Annotated in this window: 15 protein-coding genes; 8 read left to right on the forward strand and 7 right to left on the reverse strand. The window is 47.7% G+C overall.

Going from position 1 to position 16,244, the window contains the following annotated elements:
* Positions 1-143: 143 nt before the first annotated feature.
* On the reverse strand, positions 144-2,111 hold the full coding sequence (locus KJS52_RS07870; RefSeq protein ID WP_213514193.1) for a GTP-binding protein: 1,968 nt from the start codon (positions 2,109-2,111) through the stop codon (positions 144-146).
* Positions 2,112-2,926: 815 nt separating this feature from the next.
* Here KJS52_RS07870 and KJS52_RS07875 point away from each other — a divergent pair.
* A complete protein-coding gene (locus tag KJS52_RS07875) occupies positions 2,927-4,165 on the forward strand; it encodes a saccharopine dehydrogenase family protein (protein WP_213514194.1) in 1,239 nt (412 codons plus the stop codon).
* A gap of 1 nt (position 4,166) precedes the next feature.
* Positions 4,167-5,294 (forward strand): carboxynorspermidine decarboxylase, encoded by a 1,128-nt coding sequence (gene nspC / locus KJS52_RS07880; protein ID WP_213514195.1) that lies wholly within the window; start codon positions 4,167-4,169, stop codon positions 5,292-5,294.
* A gap of 184 nt (positions 5,295-5,478) precedes the next feature.
* Here nspC and KJS52_RS07885 read toward each other — a convergent pair whose 3' ends face one another.
* The 6 genes from KJS52_RS07885 to KJS52_RS07910 all read right to left on the reverse strand — a co-directional run bounded on the left by KJS52_RS07885 (position 5,479) and on the right by KJS52_RS07910 (position 10,854).
* On the reverse strand, positions 5,479-6,315 hold the full coding sequence (locus KJS52_RS07885) for an urease accessory protein UreD (protein WP_213514196.1): 837 nt from the start codon (positions 6,313-6,315) through the stop codon (positions 5,479-5,481).
* Between the two features lie 11 nt (positions 6,316-6,326).
* Positions 6,327-7,016: an urease accessory protein UreG gene (ureG, locus tag KJS52_RS07890; RefSeq protein WP_213514197.1), complete on the reverse strand. Its 690-nt coding sequence runs from the start codon at positions 7,014-7,016 to the stop codon at positions 6,327-6,329.
* 56 nt (positions 7,017-7,072) lie between these two features.
* Positions 7,073-7,876 (reverse strand): urease accessory protein UreF, encoded by an 804-nt coding sequence (locus KJS52_RS07895; protein WP_213514198.1) that lies wholly within the window; start codon positions 7,874-7,876, stop codon positions 7,073-7,075.
* A 502-nt stretch (positions 7,877-8,378) separates the two neighbouring features.
* Positions 8,379-10,106 (reverse strand): urease subunit alpha, encoded by a 1,728-nt coding sequence (gene ureC / locus KJS52_RS07900; RefSeq protein WP_213514199.1) that lies wholly within the window; start codon positions 10,104-10,106, stop codon positions 8,379-8,381.
* Positions 10,094-10,474 carry an urease subunit beta gene (locus KJS52_RS07905; protein ID WP_213514200.1) on the reverse strand — a complete coding sequence of 127 codons (381 nt, stop codon included), beginning with the start codon at positions 10,472-10,474 and terminating at the stop codon, positions 10,094-10,096. Before KJS52_RS07905 ends, ureC begins: the two co-directional genes overlap by 13 nt.
* A gap of 74 nt (positions 10,475-10,548) precedes the next feature.
* Positions 10,549-10,854, reverse strand: a complete 306-nt coding sequence (locus tag KJS52_RS07910) for an urease subunit gamma (protein ID WP_213514201.1) — start codon at positions 10,852-10,854, stop codon at positions 10,549-10,551.
* A 261-nt stretch (positions 10,855-11,115) separates the two neighbouring features.
* Here KJS52_RS07910 and urtA point away from each other — a divergent pair, with 261 nt between their 5' ends.
* The 6 genes from urtA to urtE all read left to right on the forward strand — a co-directional run bounded on the left by urtA (position 11,116) and on the right by urtE (position 16,156).
* On the forward strand, positions 11,116-12,402 hold the full coding sequence (urtA, locus tag KJS52_RS07915) for an urea ABC transporter substrate-binding protein (protein ID WP_213514202.1): 1,287 nt from the start codon (positions 11,116-11,118) through the stop codon (positions 12,400-12,402).
* A gap of 107 nt (positions 12,403-12,509) precedes the next feature.
* Entirely contained in the window at positions 12,510-13,415 is a 906-nt protein-coding gene (gene urtB / locus KJS52_RS07920) for an urea ABC transporter permease subunit UrtB (RefSeq protein WP_213514203.1), read from the forward strand.
* A 15-nt stretch (positions 13,416-13,430) separates the two neighbouring features.
* Positions 13,431-14,540, forward strand: coding sequence for an urea ABC transporter permease subunit UrtC (gene urtC / locus KJS52_RS07925; protein WP_213514204.1), 1,110 nt, complete (start codon positions 13,431-13,433; stop codon positions 14,538-14,540).
* The gene (locus tag KJS52_RS27670; protein ID WP_281425568.1) at positions 14,533-14,667 is read left to right on the forward strand and encodes a hypothetical protein; all 135 of its coding nucleotides are present in this window, start codon (positions 14,533-14,535) and stop codon (positions 14,665-14,667) included. The genes urtC and KJS52_RS27670 overlap by 8 nt, the downstream gene beginning before the upstream one ends.
* Positions 14,668-14,706: 39 nt before the next feature.
* The gene (urtD, locus tag KJS52_RS07930) at positions 14,707-15,474 is read left to right on the forward strand and encodes an urea ABC transporter ATP-binding protein UrtD (protein ID WP_213514205.1); all 768 of its coding nucleotides are present in this window, start codon (positions 14,707-14,709) and stop codon (positions 15,472-15,474) included.
* Positions 15,461-16,156, forward strand: a complete 696-nt coding sequence (gene urtE, locus KJS52_RS07935; RefSeq protein WP_213514206.1) for an urea ABC transporter ATP-binding subunit UrtE — start codon at positions 15,461-15,463, stop codon at positions 16,154-16,156. The genes urtD and urtE overlap by 14 nt, the downstream gene beginning before the upstream one ends.
* Positions 16,157-16,244 lie beyond the last annotated feature (88 nt).

Raw genomic sequence — 16,244 nt, forward strand, 5'->3', positions numbered from 1 at the left:
CGCTAGTAGAAAACGAGGAGCGCAGCGTAGGCCAAAAGCTACGTGAGCACCGCAGTTTTCGCTAGCGTTCAAGATTCGACGTCGACTACGCTACAACGAAACCACATCGTCATCAAAGCCATGCATTTTGAACATCCTTTACGTTAGTTCATAATATGCATTAACTGCTCGGCCTCATCCCACTTCACAGAATAGCCCGCTCCCTTGGCGCAAAAGATCGATGCTGAAGTATATTCAGGATCAGCGTCTTTATTATAGCCAATCCGCTCAATCACCTCGGCTGCATTATGGCAGGGAGCGTAGCCGCCAAAGCTGAGCTGAAGTCTGCCTTTCCCTTGCGTAAACGAAGCTAGCTCGCTGGCATAATCGAGGAAAGTAGCTACCGGTGCCCTGCCTGTTATGATCGCTTTCTCCCCTTCTGTCTTAAGCGGCTCCAGTTCGCCGTGTGCACGCTGAATATCGGAAATGACTCTGCCCATTTGCTCGGATTGCACGACGATTTTAAAGGCATAGTAAGGCTCCAGCAATACATTTTCTGCCTTTTCCAGAGCTTGGCGCAAGGCGCGCAGCGTCGCTTCGCGAAAGTCGCCGCCATGGGTATGCTTGTTATGCTCTCTGCCGCGCAGCAGCGTCACATGCACATCGGTCAACGGCGAGCCTGTCAATAATGCACGATGCTCGCGCTCCAGCACATGCTGGCCAATCAAGCGCTGCGAGGCTGCCGCCAGCTCGTCGACATGGCATTGCGAGGCAAAGCTCACTCCTGCTCCACGCGGTGCTGGCTCCAGCTTAAGATGCACCTCAGCGTAATGGCGAAGCGGCTCAAAATGCCCATAGCCAATTACTGGCGCAGCAATCGTTTCCTTATATAAAATTTCCGGCGCAGCAAAGGAAGCCTTCAGCGCAAAGCGATCGCGCACAACCTGCTCCAGCACCTCAAGCTGTATTTTGCCCATTACATGAAGCTGAATTTGTCCATGCAGCTCCTCCCAAACCACATTGAGCGAAGGGTCCTCTGCTTCAAGCATGCGGAAATAAGGAAGCGCCTCCTTCGGGTTAAAGTCATGCGGCAGCACAACACTGGAGCGCAGCGCTGGCGTCATTTCATAAGCAAAGCTTTCACGCAGCATACCGAGGCCATCACCGATTCGCGCCTCCGTCAAGCCTGTTACAGCAATCAGTTCTCCTGCTGCTGCAGTCTGCACCGCCTCGTATTGCGCTCCGTTATAACGGCGAATTTGCGTCACCTTCTGCTGCAATCCTGCATGCTCATTGCCATAGGCAAGCTCGTCTCGTACGGACAAGGTCCCGCTCAGCAGCTTAATAAAGGTAATACGCGTGCCTGCTTGGTCGTAGCGAATTTTATAGACGCGTCCAGACAGCGGCTGATGCTGATCGTAGCTTGTCGTAGTCAAGCGGTGAAATGCGTAAAGAAACTGCTCCACGCCTATATTTTGCAAAGCGGAGCCCGTAAAGCAAGGAAAAATAGTGCTGCTTGCCACCATTTGCTGCAAGGCTGAGATCCAGCGCTGCTCCTCAAAGCCATGCTCAATGTAGTAGTCCAGCAAAGCCTCGTCCCGCTCGGCTATCGCTTCAATTTGCTCCATCGTCAGCTCCATTTGTCCGGTGGTTGCGTCAAGCAGCATAATATTCTGGGAAAATTCCCGCTTCAGCTGCTCCAGCACCTGATCGGCAGCAGCGCCTGTCCGATCGATTTTGTTAATAAAGAAAAAGGTCGGGATGCTCAGCTTGCGCAGCAGCTGCCATACCGTTTCTGTATGCGCTTCGATACCTTCCACAGCACTTACAATAACAATTGCTGCATCCAGCACAGCAATTGACCGTTCCATTTCGGCTGAAAAATCAACATGACCCGGAGTATCGATTAGATAGTAGGTGCTATCGTCGTATTGAAAAATAGCCTGCTCGGCAAAAACAGTAATTCCGCGCTGCCTTTCTATTTCATGATGATCCAAAAAGGCGCTTTGGTGATCGACTCGCCCTCGCTGCTTTATGCTCTGCGTATAATATAGCAGCTGCTCGGAAAATGTCGTCTTGCCGGCATCGACATGCGCTAATATTCCGATCGTTTTATTCAAATTTATGTACATCCTTCCGCTTAAGCCTCGACTTATCATGAATAATTGAACGTTTCTATCCTCATTATAATATACAGCCGCTCAATGGCTATGGCATAAAGCAATAAATTGAGCTGCAGCAGCCATCTTTTATTCACATCAAATGGAATTGTATCCAAATACAACCTCAAATGTGGCAAAAGAGAGTAAAATTTTTACTTTTTACGACGTCCAAATCATCCGTTTACTCGATTCCGACAAAAATCTTTTAAAAATTTTAAAAATCCACTATTCAATTTTATAGGTTTTGTGCTAGCATAGGAAAGTAGGTAATGGAGAAAGGTAATATTCAATATATCTGGATCATTGGAGCAGATAATTTTTTGACCACATTCCTCAACGGAATGTTAAGGCCATACGGACAGCCGGGTCAAATGCCGATTGGCAACTTTAGTTGCCCTATTGATTGAGTTAAAAGCTCAAATTTTATAAGTTGGTTACTTTACAACCAGTGCATTCGCACATCAACTTGTGAAACGGTCAATAAGAGTGGTAAAAGTAATTATTTGCTATATAGACTCTGATCCTTTTTATGATATGTTCCGAATATTAAAAAGCCTTGTTACGAAAAGTATGCCATTACTTTTGTAGCATGTCTGAATGTGCTTTTTAATGATGTGATTATATCAAAAGCAAGTGTGATGCGCGGCTAAGCGTCTTACACTTGCTTTTTTTGCTTATAGGCAGTTTTTAGTGGATGATTGCGAATCGTGAAGCGCGAAGTGATCTGGGATTGTAAACATTTCTTTATTACTTATGAAAAATTATTAGGTTAGGAGCTAAAAACAATGAGCAAAGCACTAATTATCGGCTGCGGTGGCGTAGCATCAGTAACTATCCATAAATGCGTTCAAAACAGTGATGTATTCTCAGAAATTTGTATTGCAAGCCGTACGAAATCAAAATGCGACGAGCTGAAAGCAAAGCTTGATGGTGGTAAAACAAAAATTACAACAGCACAAGTGGATGCCAACAATGTAGACGAGCTTATTGCACTAATTGAAGAAGTGAAACCGGACATTGTTATGAATTTGGCATTGCCGTATCAGGATCTTACGATTATGGACGCTTGCTTGGCTACGAAAACTCATTACTTGGATACAGCGAACTATGAGCCAGAAGACACAGCAAAATTTGAATATAAATGGCAATGGGAATATCGCGAGCGCTTCGAAAAAGCTGGAATTACAGCTTTGCTCGGCAGCGGCTTCGATCCGGGCGTAACAGGCGTATTCTCTGCCTATGCGCTTAAGCATTATTTTGATGAAATTGAATATATCGATATTTTAGACTGCAACGGCGGCGATCATGGCTATCCGTTTGCAACCAACTTCAACCCGGAAATCAACATTCGTGAGGTTTCAGCGAACGGAAGATACTGGGAAAACGGCGAGTGGATTGAAACGAAGCCTATGGAAATCAAGCGCGTATATAACTTCCCTGAAGTTGGCGAAAAGGATATGTATTTGCTATACCACGAGGAGCTTGAATCTCTTGCGTTGAATATGCCGGGCTTGAAACGCATTCGTTTCTTCATGACGTTTGGCCAAAGCTATCTTACACATTTGAAGGTGCTTGAGAATGTTGGCATGACTTCTATCGAGCCAATCGAATTTGAGGGCAAGAAAATTGTTCCGCTTCAATTTTTGAAGGCGGTATTGCCAGATCCGGCATCACTTGGACCTCGTACAGTTGGTAAAACAAATATTGGATGTATTTTCCAGGGTAAAAAAGACGGGCAGCCTAAAACATACTATGTGTACAACGTATGCGATCACCAGGAATGCTACAAAGAAGTTGGCTCTCAAGCGATTTCTTATACAACAGGTGTTCCAGCTATGATCGGAGCTGCAATGATTTTGACTGGAAAATGGAACAAGCCAGGCGTGTACAATATTGAAGAATTTGATCCAGATCCATTCATGGAAGAGTTGAACAAATGGGGACTTCCATGGGTAGAGGACTTTAATCCAGTGCTAGTTGACAGTGAGCAGCCAGCCGCGAAACAGCCGGAGTTGGTTCGTTAATATGCGCTTTGAAGAATTGCCAAGTCCTTGCTATGTAGTCGATTATGAGCTAATTGAGAACAATCTGAAAATCCTTAACGGCGTTATGCAGCGTACAGGAGCCAAGATTGTACTGGCGCAAAAGGCTTTTTCCATGACAACCATGTATCCCCTAATTGGAAAATATCTTAGCGGCACGACTGCCAGCGGCTTGTTCGAAGCTCGTCTAGGCTACGAGGAAATGGGCAAAGAAAATCATGTCTTTGCCCCTGCCTATCGTGATGATGAAATCGACGAAATTATTTCAATTTGTGATCACATCATCTTTAATTCATTTTCTCAGCTGGAGAAATTTAAGGATAAGGCTCTTCAAGCAGGAAGAAAAGTAGGCCTTCGCATCAATCCGGAATGCTCTACTCAAGTCGGACATGAAATTTATGATCCGTGCTCGCCAGGCTCTCGCTTTGGCACAAAGCGCGACCAAATGCGCCCCGACCTGCTTGAAGGCGTATCTGGACTGCATTTCCACACACTTTGTCAGCAAAATTCCGATGATTTGCTAACTACACTAAATGCTGTGGAAGAAAAATTTGGCGAGTGGCTGCCGCAGATGGAATGGATTAATTTCGGCGGTGGACATCATATTACAAGAGAAGATTATGATATTGCCACACTTGAAGCTTGCATCAAAAGAATGCAGGACAAGTACAATCTGGAAGTTTATTTGGAGCCAGGCGAGGCGATTGCGCTTAATGCAGGATATTTGATCACCTCCGTCCTTGATCTTCATGAAAATGGGCTGGATATTGCGATTCTTGATACATCAGCTACTTGTCATATGCCAGATGTATTGGAAATGCCTTATCGTCCGCCGCTTTTCGGTTCAGGCGAGCCAGGCGAAAAGCCTTATACCTATCGTCTTGGCGGACAAACTTGCTTGACAGGCGATGTAATCGGCGATTACTCGTTCGATCAGCCTTTAAAAAGCGGCGACAGACTGGTGTTTGGCGATATGGCGATTTATTCCATGGTCAAAACGAACACCTTCAACGGCATGCCGCTGCCAGCGATTGCTGTGAAATATCCAGACGGCAATTATGAGGTTGTGCGCCAGTTTGGCTATGATGATTTCAAAGTAAGACTTGCATAAATGTGCATCGAGCATGCTTCCGACATGCTTATGGCATGAATGAATCATGTGGAAACACACTCAGGTTTCATATATAATGGAAAAGACGCAATGGGAGCGGACAACTGCACCATTGCGTCTTTTTGTGCTGCGAGGCTTTATCGTTGCTTTATAGGAGGCTATATGTGAGGATTTATGATCGTATTTACTTGCGCAAATTGCATGGCGACAGCTGCCATAGCCTGCTTCTCGACAGGTTCCATAAGCGCTGCGTTAGCTGCTGCAGTTCCCACACCGTGCTGCCAAGCATCCTCACGACAATGCCGCCGCGGCTTGCCAAGCTGGCGGCAGCAAGCAGCTTTGTTTGATCGCATGCCTCCAGCTCAAGGCGAATAATTTGCAGCAGCTCATCCTTTGCCTGTGGAGAAAAAATCCACATCATCGCTTGATGCGTGTAATGCTCCAATACACCGATTAAAGCATGCGGATGACGCTGCGGAATGAGACAAAAAGAATCACAGGCAACCAGTTGACCTTCCATATAAATTTCCGTTGTCGTCGCACACTTCGTAAATTGGAATTTTTCATCACGATGCGTTCTGCCTGGCGTCGTAATTTCCACAAATATAAGCGAGGCATCCTCAGACAAATAAAACTGATTGCGCCCTTGAAAAATACTGTCCTTGTACGGTATCGTCGGCTCAGGCATATATTCCAATCTTGCACCTTTTCCGAGCTCAAACTTTGCGTTAACAGAAGCTCCGTTCATTAAAGCTGGATGAATTTTCGTAAAGGACTGGTTCGTCAAGACGAGATGAGTTTGCTCCTCCTGCTTAATACGCAGCTCATACTGATCTCCTTCCATTAGCCCGGGCGACACATCCATCATATAAAGCATCAGTGCATCACTTTCTGGCTCACGAAATGTTTTCGTAATTTTGAGCGGCGTTTGATGATAACGCTCAGTCAGCACCGATTTTTGATCAACAAGCTTGCAGCTCGCATGCAATACAGAGCGATTAATGGTTATCGGCAGGCTCATAAGCCCATTCCTCAATGATGGGAATGGTGATGAATGCGATGCTGCTTGCCTGGCAATTGATGCTCCAGCCAATGCACAATTTGCTTGACACCGATTTCTTCACGCAAATTCGTCATAATGTACGGACGATTGCCGCGCATCATTTCCGTATCCTCTTTCATTACATCCAGGCTCGCTCCAACGTATGGCGCCAAATCGATTTTGTTAATGATCAGCAAATCCGAACGCATAATGCCCGGCCCGCCCTTGCGCGGTATTTTCTCACCTTGCGCAACGTCGATAATGTAAATAAAGCGATCAACAAGCTCTGGACTGAATGCCGCAGCCAAATTATCGCCGCCGCTTTCGATAAAAATAATTTCCAGCTCAGGGAAGCGTCCTTCAAGCTCCTCCACTGCTTCAAAGTTCATTGAAGCATCCTCGCGAATCGCTGTATGCGGACAGCCGCCAGTTTCTACGCCGATAATGCGCTCCTCAGGCAAAGCATCCTCGCGAATTAAAATTCGCGCATCCTCAGCTGTATAAATATCGTTTGTAATAACGCCCAGGCTGTAATGCTCGCGCATAGCTTTCGACAGCTTCTCCACCAATGCAGTTTTGCCTGAGCCTACAGGCCCTCCGATCCCGATCCGAATTGGACGATCCAACGCAATAACTGGTGTTTCCCATTGTTCATGTGAATGATTAGCTCCTTGACACATACTAATTCCTCCTCAAATTTTTCATAATCCTTAATGATAACACTGTCTTCGTACATTTAAGACATAAATAAGCGAGAATATAGCGTTTCATGCTGCATCGCATAAATCTCTTGCACAATTCCATAGCTGAACGGCTCAGTATAATCGTATTGCTTTATTTCTTCCCATAAATCAAGTGCATACGGCACAGTTTTGCGGATAAGCAGCTGCCCATCGGTTTGCCCAAGCGACATAAGCCGCAAGGCGCTATTGACCATCATTTGAATGCTGGTATGCAAATAGCCCGAGATGGCAAGCTCTATATCCAAGCGCAAATGCCAGGCGATCCAGGCAAACACAGTAGGATAAGTACCGTAGCCGTTATGCTGCTGCAACAGCTTTTCAAGCTGCGGCAGCCTTGCTTCAGGATAGAGCGATTTGCCAAGTCTGATCAGCCGCTTGCCCATCTTATGCAGTCCCTCCCGGCTTTCCCGAGCCGCCCGCTGTGTATGGCAAATCGCATCCAGTCGAATCAACCGCTCTGCAAATGGACTTGCAAACCACGCATCCTCTAAATCGCCATCAGCTTGCTGAGCTTGCGCAGGCTCTGACTGCTGCCGCTTCATACTACCTAGCACTTGCTCTGACTGCGGCGGCATCATACCCTCCAACGCCTCATATATCCCCTTCAGGCATAGCGCCTCCAACGGAACAATCGACGCCTGAAGCTGCGCCTTCATATATTGCTCCAGCTGCTGTAAATTGTTAATTCTCCTTTGCTGAACAAAGGTTTCCAAGCCAAAGGAATGCGAGAAGCTGCCAATCGGAAATGCCGAATCCAGCATTTGCACATAAGCAAGCAACCGCGATGTATTGGTCAAGCTCCATCCCTCCCTCAGCGCTCCGGAGCAATGCATCCTCAAGTCGCTTTTTAAATCGTAATGCTCTTATTTGATTTTTATGGTTGCATTACGATGTTAAAGGCGACCCACTTCGTTTTTCGGTATGCATTGCTCCTCCGCTGTAGCTTTTTTGAGTGCAGGACCAAGAAGATTGGGCACTAGTAGAAAATGAGGAGCGCAGCGTAGGCACTTGCTACGTGAGCACCGGAATTTTCGCTAGCGTTTAATCTTCGCCATCGACTACGCTACAACGCATCACATCGTCATCAAAGTCGGATTTTAAACCACCTCTTCCAATGAGAGTTTAAAAAGCTGGGCTTTCAGGACCAAGAAGATGGCACGATACTAGAAGGCGAGGAGCGCAGCGTAGGCCAAAAGCTACGTGAGCACCGCAGCCTTCGGTAGCGTGACATATTCGCCGTCGACTATGCTACAACGAAGTTACATCGTCATCAAAGTCCAGCTTTTTAAACTTCCTCTCTTAAAAGAGGTAGTAGCGTTGTGCCATTGGTAGCTCTACAGCCGCCTCACAGGTGATCGGCTCACCATCTACTGTTACCTCATACGTTTCCGGGTTGACTTCAATTCGTGGCGTTTCACCGTTATGAACCATGTCTTTTTTGCCGATGGAGCGTGTATTGCGCACCGCGGTAATTTGCTTTTGCAGGCCGAGCTGCTTGTGAACGCCTCGCTCGTAGGCGGCTGCTGACAGAAAGGTGAAGGAGCCCTTCGTTACTGCTTTGCCGAATGACCCGAACATCGCTCGACCATATACTGGCTGCGGCGTAGGGATTGAAGCGTTTGGATCGCCCATTTGCGCATAGGCGATAAAGCCGCCCTTCAAGATCATTTCAGGCTTTACTCCGAAAAATGCAGGCTGCCAGATGACAAGATCAGCCCATTTGCCTGGCTCAAGCGAGCCTACCTCATGCGAGATGCCGTGGGCTATGGCCGGGTTAATTGTATATTTGGCAACATAGCGCTTTATACGCTCATTATCGCTCGGACTATCGCCTTCATTTTGAGCAGCCGAATATGGGCCGCGCTGAGCTTTCATCTTATCAGCAGTTTGCCAGGTGCGTGTAATGACCTCTCCTACCCGTCCCATCGCCTGCGAATCGGAGCTAATAATGCTGAACACGCCCATATCATGCAAAATATCTTCGGCCGCAATTGTCTCTGGCCGAATGCGAGAGTCGGCAAATGCAACGTCCTCAGGAATAGAAGAATCCAAATGATGACAAACCATCAGCATATCAAGATGCTCTTCAATCGTATTAACCGTAAAGGGGCGTGTTGGATTCGTTGAGGACGGAATAATATTGGGATGGCTCGCAGCTGTAATAATGTCAGGCGCATGACCGCCGCCCGCTCCTTCTGTATGATACGTATGAATCGTCCTGCCTTTAATCGCTGCCAGCGTATCCTCAACAAAGCCTGCTTCATTCAGTGTGTCAGTATGGATCGCCACCTGCACGTCATAGCGGTCAGCTACGGTCAAGCAGGTATCGATTGTGGCTGGCGTCGTGCCCCAATCCTCATGCAGCTTTAGGCCGATCGCACCTGCTTCAATTTGCTCAATCAACGGCGCCTCTGTCGCACAGTTGCCTTTGCCGAGAAAGCCAATATTCATCGGAAATGCCTCGACTGCTTCCAGCATGCGGTGAATATGCCACTCTCCTGGTGTGCATGTTGTCGCATTCGTGCCGGTCGCTGGCCCGGTTCCACCTCCAATCATCGTAGTAATGCCGGAGGCGAGCGCCGTTTCGATTTGCTGCGGACAGATGAAGTGAATATGCGTATCAATTCCGCCTGCTGTTACAATTTTCCCTTCTCCGGCAATGACCTCGGTTGAAGCGCCGACAATGAGCTGGGGATGCACCCCATCCATCGTATCGGGATTGCCTCCCTTGCCAATCGCCACAATGCGGCCATCGCGGATGCCGATATCTCCCTTCACGATGCCCCAATGATCGATAATGATCGCATTCGTAATTAGCACATCAAGCGCCCCTTCGCCTCGTGTAATGCGAGACGACTGGCCCATGCCATCGCGAATGACCTTGCCACCGCCGAATTTGCATTCATCGCCATAAACCGTGTAGTCATGCTCAATTTTCGCCCATAAATCGGTATCCGCCAGCCTTACCTCATCTCCGGTTGTCGGACCAAAAATAGAAGCGTATTGTGCTTTGGTCATGCTTGGCATGGATCATCCTCCTCCCACTTCTTCAATACTTGCTGCAGCTTCGCAGAGTCGGACCAGCTTGCTGCCGCGCTTCCCTCGGTCAGCCGATTGAGGCCTAATACGTGTCGCTGTCCGCCCAGCTCTACCAGCTCAACCGGCTTTTCCTCGCCAGGCTCAAAGCGCACCGCCGTACCAGCGGCAATATTCAAGCGCATGCCGAACGCAAGCCTGCGTTCAAAGCGCAACGCACGATTCACCTCATAAAAATGAAAATGCGAGCCAACCTGAATTGGCCGATCGCCTTTATTAATGACGAGCAGTGAAGCAGTTCTGCGCTGACTGTTAATTTCAATTGAGCCTTCCTGCAGGCGGTACTCTCCTGGAATCATTGTCTCATCTCCCCTATATAAAATAAGAGCCTTTTATCCGGGAATCCGAATATTCTGCTCAGAATAGCTGCTGGCTACTGCCGAATTGGCTCATGAATGGTTACCAGCTTTGTACCGTCAGGAAAGGTCGCTTCAACCTGCACTTCTGCTATCATCTCAGGAACCCCTTCCATGCACTGCTCCTTGCGCAAAATCGTCCCGCCATATTCCATAAGCTGTGCGACTGTTTTTCCATCGCGCGCTCCTTCCATTACCTCTGAAATTAGAATCGACATTGCTTCAGGATAGTTCAGCTTTACGCCTCTTTCCATTCTTTTACGAGCCAATTCTGCCGCATAGCTGATCATCAGCTTTTCTTTTTCTCGCTCTGTCAAATGCATCGCTTGGTGTCACCTCCAAAAATTACCTGGTCATTTTTCAGTTTATGTTAATATATATAACATATGATTGGCGATTCAGAAAGAGTTTTTTTGTATATTGGTACAATTAACCCAATAATTTGTATTAATCGAACTTTTTGTGTAAATATAATTGACGCAAAGGGAAAATATTCTTATAATTGGGAACACGAACATTTGGTGAAAAATACGAGAGAATGTTCATGTTTCAACTAATGTCAATCAAAAAAAGGGAGTGGAGAAATGAAGAAAAATGTATGGAGCAGTGTAGTGATGGTCGTGCTTGTATTTAGCTTAATTTTGGCAGGCTGTGGCGGTAACAGCGCCAATAATGGCAATACCGGCAATACAACGCCGACGCCTGATGCTACAAATGAGGGTACAGGTGCTGAAGGCTCAACGGATGATGGAGACACCATTAAAGTTGGGATTTTGCACTCGTTAAGCGGAACGATGGCTATTAGCGAGGTTTCAGTTAAGGATGCCGAGCTTATGGCGATCAATGAGATCAATGCGGCAGGCGGCGTGCTTGGCAAGCAAATTGAAGTCGTAATTGAAGACGGCGCATCCGATTGGCCAACCTTTGCAGAAAAAGCTAGAAAGCTGCTGCAGCAGGATCAAGTAGCAACCGTATTTGGCGGCTGGACCTCTGCTAGCCGCAAAGCGATGCTGCCAGTATTTGAAGAGCTGAATGGCTTGCTTTGGTACCCGGTTCAGTATGAAGGACTTGAATCATCCCCTAACATTTTCTACACGGGCGCAACGACTAATCAGCAAATCGTTCCTGCAGTAGAATGGCTGCTGGAAAATCGCGGCAAAAAATTCTTCCTGCTCGGTTCTGACTATGTCTTCCCGCGCACAGCCAACAAAATTATTAAAGCACAGCTTGAAGCTTCTGGCGGAGAAACGGTTGCCGAGGAGTACACCCCGCTTGGACATACCGATTACAGCACAGTTATTAGCAAAATTAAAGAAGCAAAGCCTGATGTTGTATTCAATACATTGAACGGCGACAGCAACGTAGCCTTCTTCAAGCAATTAAAGGATGCGGGCATTAGCGCTGATGATTTGACAACCTTATCCGTTAGTGTAGCCGAGGAGGAGATTCGCGGTATCGGCACAGATGTGCTGGAAGGGCATCTTGCAGCGTGGAACTACTACCAAACAACGGATACACCTGAGAACGAAAAGTTTGTAGCTGCCTATAAAGCAGCATATGGTGAGGATCGTGTAACAGCCGATCCGATCGAAGCTGGCTACATTGCGGTTTACCTGTGGGCGGCTGCCGTTGAAAAGGCTGGAACAACCGATGTAGATAAGGTGCGTGAGGCTGCCGACGGCATCGAGTTCAACGCTCCAGAAGGCAAAGTAACAATTGATGGAGAAACTCAGCACATTTATAAGAAGGTGCTGATCGGCGAAGTGCAGGCTGACGGCATGTTCAAGACGTTGCACAGCACGGAAGAGCCGGTTAAGCCAGACCCTTACCTGAAGGGCTATGAGTGGGCATCCGGTCTTGCCGAACAATAAATCATTCTGATTGCTGATGGGCATTGCAGCCTGCGCAGCTGTCACAGTCTGCGCAGGCTCTCCTCATAAGCAGCTTAGACTCGAGCATTTGAAAGGAGTTCATTAGTATGGAAGTTCAGCTCCTGCAGCTTTTTAACGGAATAAGCGTCAGCTCAATTTTGCTCCTGATCGCGCTTGGTCTGGCGATTACCTTTGGTCTGATGAACGTCATTAATATGGCGCATGGCGAGTTTATTATGATTGGCGCCTATTCGACTTATGTTACCCAGCTGTTTTTTACCTCCAACATACCAGCTGACTATTTCGGCTATTACTTCGTGCTGGCGATCCTGGTTTCATTCGCAGTCGCCTTCATCTTCGGCTTCGTACTGGAAATCAGTCTGATTCGCTTCTTGTACGGTCGTCCGCTTGACAGCCTGCTTGCTACCTGGGGAGTTGGCTTAGTGCTGCAGCAGCTGGCGCGCTCGATTTTTGGCGCTCCAAATGTGGCGGTGCAAGCGCCGGCCTGGCTCAATGGCGGCCTGGAAGTTATGGATGGTATCATTTTGCCTTATAAGCGCTTATTCATCATTGCGCTCGTTGCCGTTGTGCTGCTCGCGATGTACTTGTTCATTTACCGCAGCAACGCTGGACGAAGAATGCGGGCTGTTATGCAAAATCGCGAAATGGCTGCCTGTCTCGGCATTTCAACACGACGGGTAGATTCAATGACCTTTGCGATCGGCTCCGGTATTGCCGGTATAGCCGGCTGTGCGATTACGCTGCTTGGTTCGATTGGTCCGTCGCTTGGCACCTACTATATCGTTGATGCGTTTATGGTTGTTGTGCTTGGCGGTGTAGGCAAGCTGATCGGCTCAGTGTTCGGTGCGCTTGGCATTGGCGTTACGGGAACGTTTTTTGAATACTGGACCAACGCATCAATTGGAAAAGTGCTCGTATTTATTGTCATTATCGCCTTTTTACAGTGGAAGCCGAAAGGTCTTGTGACGATGAGAACGAGATCTTTAGATTAAAGGGGGAGTTCGATAATGGAATTAACAGCGAAGGCTTCCTTGCAGAAGAAAATACTATTAACTTCCGTTTATTCAATAGTCGTACTATTTTTGTTATTAGCACCAACCTTTCTATCCGATTTTCGGTTAAGCCTGCTGGCTAAATTTCTTGCTTTTGCTATTGTAGCGATTGGACTCGATCTCATATGGGGCTATTCGGGCATTTTAAGTCTTGGGCACGGTGTATTTTTCGGACTTGGCGCTTACTGCATGGGCATGTTTTTGAAGCTGGAGGCAACAGGCGGCAAGCTTCCCGATTTTATGAGCTGGAGCGGATTAAGTGAAATTCCTTGGTTTTGGAAGCCCTTTGCACACGCATGGTTCGCATTGCCTGCTGGCATCCTGATTCCGGCAGCATTAGCCTTCATTCTCGGCTTCTTTACGTTTCGCAATCGAATTCGCGGTGTGTATTTTACAATATTAACGCAAGCACTGGTCATTATTGTGACTACGCTATTCATTGGTCAGCAGCAATACACTGGCGGTACAAACGGCATAACCGGCTACCAAACGATTTTCGGCTTTTCATTAAGTAATCAATCAACGAAAACTGTGCTTTATCTTGTAACGGTTGTACTGCTTGTTGCAGTATTCATTTTGTGCCAGCGCCTGGTACGAAGCCGTTCAGGACGCGTGCTGCGCGCTGTCCGCGACGCGGAAAATCGAGCTCGCTTTATCGGCTACAATCCATCGAGCTATCAGCTGTTTGTATTTTGCGTATCAGCAGGAATTGCAGGCTTGGCGGGCATGCTGTTCGTCCTGCATGTCGGAATTATTTCGCCAACGACGATGGGGATCGTGCCTTCAATTGAAATCGTGCTTTGGGTAGCGCTTGGCGGACGCGGCACGCTGATAGGTGCCGTAATTGGCGCGGTGCTCGTCAATGCTGCGAAAAGCGGGCTTAGTGAAACCTATCCCGACTCATGGCTATTCTTCCTTGGTGCGTTATTCGTCATCGTCGTCGTCTTTATGCCGAGAGGCCTGGTCGGCTTGTTCAACGATATTGTCGGCAAATTAAAGCCGCGTATGCAAACCATCATGCAGGCAAAAGGCAGCAAGATGAAAAAGGCAGGCTCAAATGGTTGAGCATGCTCTTGAAAAGTTAGCCCTTGCTTTCGATGCAACTTTTTTTCCCATCGAAGCATGCAAGAAAGGTATGAAAAAAAGTTTTGCTTATGCTTCCGTAGTACTTTTTATGTACGAGGAAGCATAGCCAGACAGTCCATAAAAAGTTTTAGGAGGTTTGATGATTATGTCTACAGCACCTATTTTGTCTTGTGAGAAAGTGACGGTTGCGTTTGACGGGTTCAAGGCAGTGAATGGCATGGATTTGCAGCTGATGCCGGGCGAGCTTCGCTTTTTGATCGGCCCCAATGGGGCTGGCAAAACGACGATGCTGGATGTAATTTGCGGCAAGGTTAAAGCAGCTTCCGGTACGCTGCGCTTTATGAACGAGTTTGATATTAGCCGCAAAAAGGAGTATGAAATTGCCGAGCTTGGCATTGGTCGCAAGTTTCAGGCGCCGTCCATTTTTGTAGGCTTGACGGTTTACGAAAACCTTGAGCTGGCAATGAGCCAAAACCGCAGCGTCTGGGCTACCTTGCGCGCCACGATGTCGCGTGACGAGCATACGCGCATTATGCGTCAGCTCGACATGATCGGCTTGACGCATCGCGCCAATACGGTCGCTGGCGGACTGTCGCACGGCGAAAAGCAATGGCTTGAAATCGGCATGATGTTAATGCAGGAGCCTTCTTTGCTGCTGCTTGATGAGCCTGTTGCCGGGATGACCGATACAGAAACAGAGAAAACAGGCGAGCTGCTGCAGGAAATTATTAAAGAGCGCACCGTTGTCGTCGTTGAGCATGATATGGATTTCGTACGCAGCTTCGCGACAAAAGTAACCGTCATGCATGAAGGCAAACTGCTTAAGGAAGGGACGATGCAGGAGGTTCAGGAGGACGAGGTCGTGTCGGAGGTGTATTTGGGACACGGGAGGGATTCACGTGCTGTCGGTTAAACATATTGAAGCTGGCTATGGAGAAAGCATTATACTGCGCGATATTTCGCTTGAGGTAAAGCCTGGTCAGGTTGTATGCTTGATGGGCCGCAACGGGGTAGGCAAAACAACCTTAACCAAAACGATTATGGGCACAATTAAAGCGAAAAGCGGCAGCATCATCTACGACGAGCAAAATATTACGAAGCTGGCTCCGTATGAGCGAGCGAAGCTAGGCATTGGCTACGTACCGCAAGGCAGAGAAATTTTTGCCCAGCTGTCGGTGCAAGAAAATTTGCTGCTTGGACTGGAAGCAAGCCGCGATCGCAAAAACGGCGTGCCCGCTTCCGCTATTGATAAATTCCCTGTGCTCCCTTCCATGTACCAACGCAAGGGCGGAGATTTAAGCGGCGGTCAGCAGCAGCAGCTTGCCTTCGCCAGAGCGCTTGCCTCGAAGCCGAAGCTTTTGCTGCTTGACGAACCAACTGAAGGCATTCAGCCTTCCATCGTTTACGACATCCAGGAGGTTATTCGCAGCATTAAGCAGCAAGGCGATACCGCCATCCTGCTTGTCGAGCAAAGCATTGAGTTTGTAAAAAGCGTTGCGGATTACTACTATATTCTTGAAAAAGGCGCCATTGTCGCAGAAGGCAGCATCGACACCTTCGATGATTCCGTCGTTCGTCAGCATCTTGTTGTGTAGGACGATGCTTAAAAGCTTAATAGCTAGTAGTAATATGAAAACAGCTTAAGCATACGTGTATAAACACTCGCTTAAGCTGCTTTTCATT

This window comes from Paenibacillus montaniterrae (assembly GCF_018403185.1).
Classification (GTDB): domain Bacteria; phylum Bacillota; class Bacilli; order Paenibacillales; family Paenibacillaceae; genus Pristimantibacillus; species Pristimantibacillus montaniterrae.